Annotated in this window: 2 protein-coding genes and 1 pseudogene; 1 reads left to right on the top strand and 2 read right to left on the bottom strand. The window is 66.3% G+C overall.

The annotated features are described in order from the left end of the window. Both WB785_RS15360 and WB785_RS15355 read right to left on the bottom strand, forming a co-directional pair. Positions 1 to 292: pseudogene (locus WB785_RS15360) on the bottom strand (polyadenylate-specific 3'-exoribonuclease AS); the annotation flags it as partial. A gap of 74 nt (positions 293 to 366) precedes the next feature. Continuing rightward, positions 367 to 1,248 (bottom strand): hypothetical protein, encoded by an 882-nt coding sequence (locus tag WB785_RS15355; RefSeq protein ID WP_424080184.1) that lies wholly within the window; start codon positions 1,246 to 1,248, stop codon positions 367 to 369. Positions 1,249 to 1,331: 83 nt separating this feature from the next. Between WB785_RS15355 and WB785_RS15350 the strand changes: the two genes are divergently transcribed. Continuing rightward, a partial coding sequence (locus WB785_RS15350; protein WP_424080183.1) for a glycosyltransferase 87 family protein occupies positions 1,332 to 2,452 on the top strand: 1,121 nt, incomplete at its 3' end.

The following is a 2,452-nucleotide window of genomic DNA, read 5'->3' as shown; positions in this document are numbered from 1 at the left end:
CCACATGGTCGTAGGCACCGACCCAGGCCCACAGCTCGATCGGCTCAGCGCCGTCGACGGCGAAGCACGCTTCCAGATCCGATCGGATCCTGGCCCGCGGGCGCCACAGCTGCGACGCCGGCGGCGGTAGTTTCGGCAGCACGTGGGCACGCACCCAGCTGCCGGCCCGCTCGGGGTCGAACTCGGTAGAAATTGCGTAGTATTCGCGGCCGTCCTCGGCGACCACCCCGATCGAGATCAGCTCGATGGTGCGGCCGTCATCGATGAACTCTGTGTCGTAGAAATAGCGCACGGCTTCAACCCGACGATGCAGGCCGGGACGGCCTGTATGGGAGAAACAACATCAGGCTTACGCCCAGGCGCCGGTCACGTCACGCCGGCACTGCTGGCGACGGGCTGCGGCGGGTGGACCGGCGGTGGCGCCGGATGGACTTCACGGTCCAGCAGCGCGTCGACCGCGCGGTGATCGACGCGGCGCGGCGTACCGGCGATCGTGTACTGCACCAACAGCTTGGCCCGCACAACGGGGCGGCGCAGGGTTCGTTCACGTTGCAGCGCCCGCGACATCTTGTCCAGCTGGCTCATGTAAAACCAACGGGCCCAAGGGGCTTGCGGGCGGGAGAGCCGGACGGCCCCGATGAAAAGCAGCGGGACGAAGAACATGCCGATCAGGCCGGTCCACACCTTGCCCTTGAGCACGACCAGCACCGCCAGCGGCAACGTCAGCACGATCGCGAAGACCACGCCGGCGCGTAACAGCACGGAGTTGGTGGTGTCGTGCCACAGGCTGACGAAGAACAAAAACGGGTGCAGTCCCAGCACAAGCAGTCCTCCGACCGCCACTGCGGCGAACACTGCGTCGACCGACGTCCGCCCGTCTTCCTCCCAATAGACGTCGGACAGGTGCAGGATCAGCGCGTACTCATCGAGCACCAGCGCGGCTCCGATGCCGAAGACGATGGCGATCGCGGTGTCTTCGAGCTGATTTCCGGTGACCGATAGAGCCACCAACGCCACCCCGGAACCCATCACCAGCAGCACCCCGACCACCACGTGGTGGACGTGCTTGGTCCCGATCTGAAGATTGCGTGGCTCCCACCACCGAGGCGGCCTGCCAGCTGCGGCGCGACTGCGGATCGAGCGCACCACGGAGCGCGCCACGAAAAAGGTGAGGATGAAGGCGATCAGACAGCACAGCAACGGCAGTCGACCGCGACCGACGATGTCGTCTTGGAACCAACGGAGCACCTTAGAAAAGGTACGCCCACTTCGCGAAAACGGCCCTCCGCGGCACCGATTGACACACCCGCACCGATAGGCTGTTCAGCGATATGAGTACACGGCAGTCGCCCGACGTGGGCAGTTTGCGCGGGCGGGAAGCCACACTGCGGCCGGGTGTCTGGCGAAACGCCTGGTGGGCGTTACTCCAGCTGGTGGCCTTGGCCGCACTGGGCTACGCAGGCTGGCGGCTCGTCGGTCACCTTCCCTACCGCATCGACATCGACGTCTACCGGATGGGCGGCCAAGCATGGCTGGATAACCGTCCGCTCTACAACGATGGTGCGCTATTTCACACGCCGATCGGCTTGAACCTGCCGTTCACCTATCCGCCGCTCGCCGCGATCGTGTTTTGCCCCTTCGCGTGGTTGGGTCTGCCGGCCGCCAGCGTGACGATCACGCTGATCACGTTGGCGCTGCTGCTGGTCTCCACGATGATCGTGCTGACCCGGCTCGACGTGTGGAGCGCTGCTCGGACGGTGCCCGGGCCGGCGTGGTGGCGACGCTGGTGGTTGGCGGCGCTGATCGTCGCGGCGGCAGCGATCTGGCTGGAGCCGATCAAGTCGAACTTCGCCTTCGGACAGATCAACGTCGTGCTGATGACGTTGGTGATCGCCGACTGTGGGCCGCGCCGTACCCCTTGGCCGCGTGGGCTGCTGCTGGGACTGGGCATCGCGCTCAAACTGACCCCGGCGGTGTTCCTGCTGTATTTCCTGCTGCGACGCGATAAGCGCGCGATGTTCGCCTCGATCGCGTCCTTTGTGGGTGCCACGCTGGCCGGGTTTGCACTGGCCTGGAGCGACTCCTTGCAGTACTGGAGTGACACCGTCCGCAAGACCGATCGGATCGGAGCGGCGAGCCTGAACACCAACCAGAATATCGCCGGGGCGCTGGCGCGGCTGGGGCTCAACGATCACCAACGCTTCCTGCCCTGGGTGGCCGCCTGCCTGCTCGTCCTGGCCCTGACGGTGTGGGCGACGCGACGGGTGTTGCGCGCCGGCGAACCGACCCTGGCGGTGATCTGTGTTGCGCTGTTCGGGCTAACGGTTTCGCCGGTGTCCTGGTCGCACCACTGGGTGTGGATGTTGCCGACGGTGGTGGTGACGGCAGTGCTGGCGTGGCGGCGACGCAAGGCCGCGCTGGCCGCGGTCAGCGCGGCGGGGGTGGCGGTGAT

The sequence above is a fragment of the Mycobacterium sp. genome, assembly GCF_049585075.1.
Lineage (GTDB): Bacteria > Actinomycetota > Actinomycetes > Mycobacteriales > Mycobacteriaceae > Mycobacterium.
Note: the sequence above shows the minus strand (reverse complement) of the source record. Positions and strands in the feature narration are given on the sequence as shown.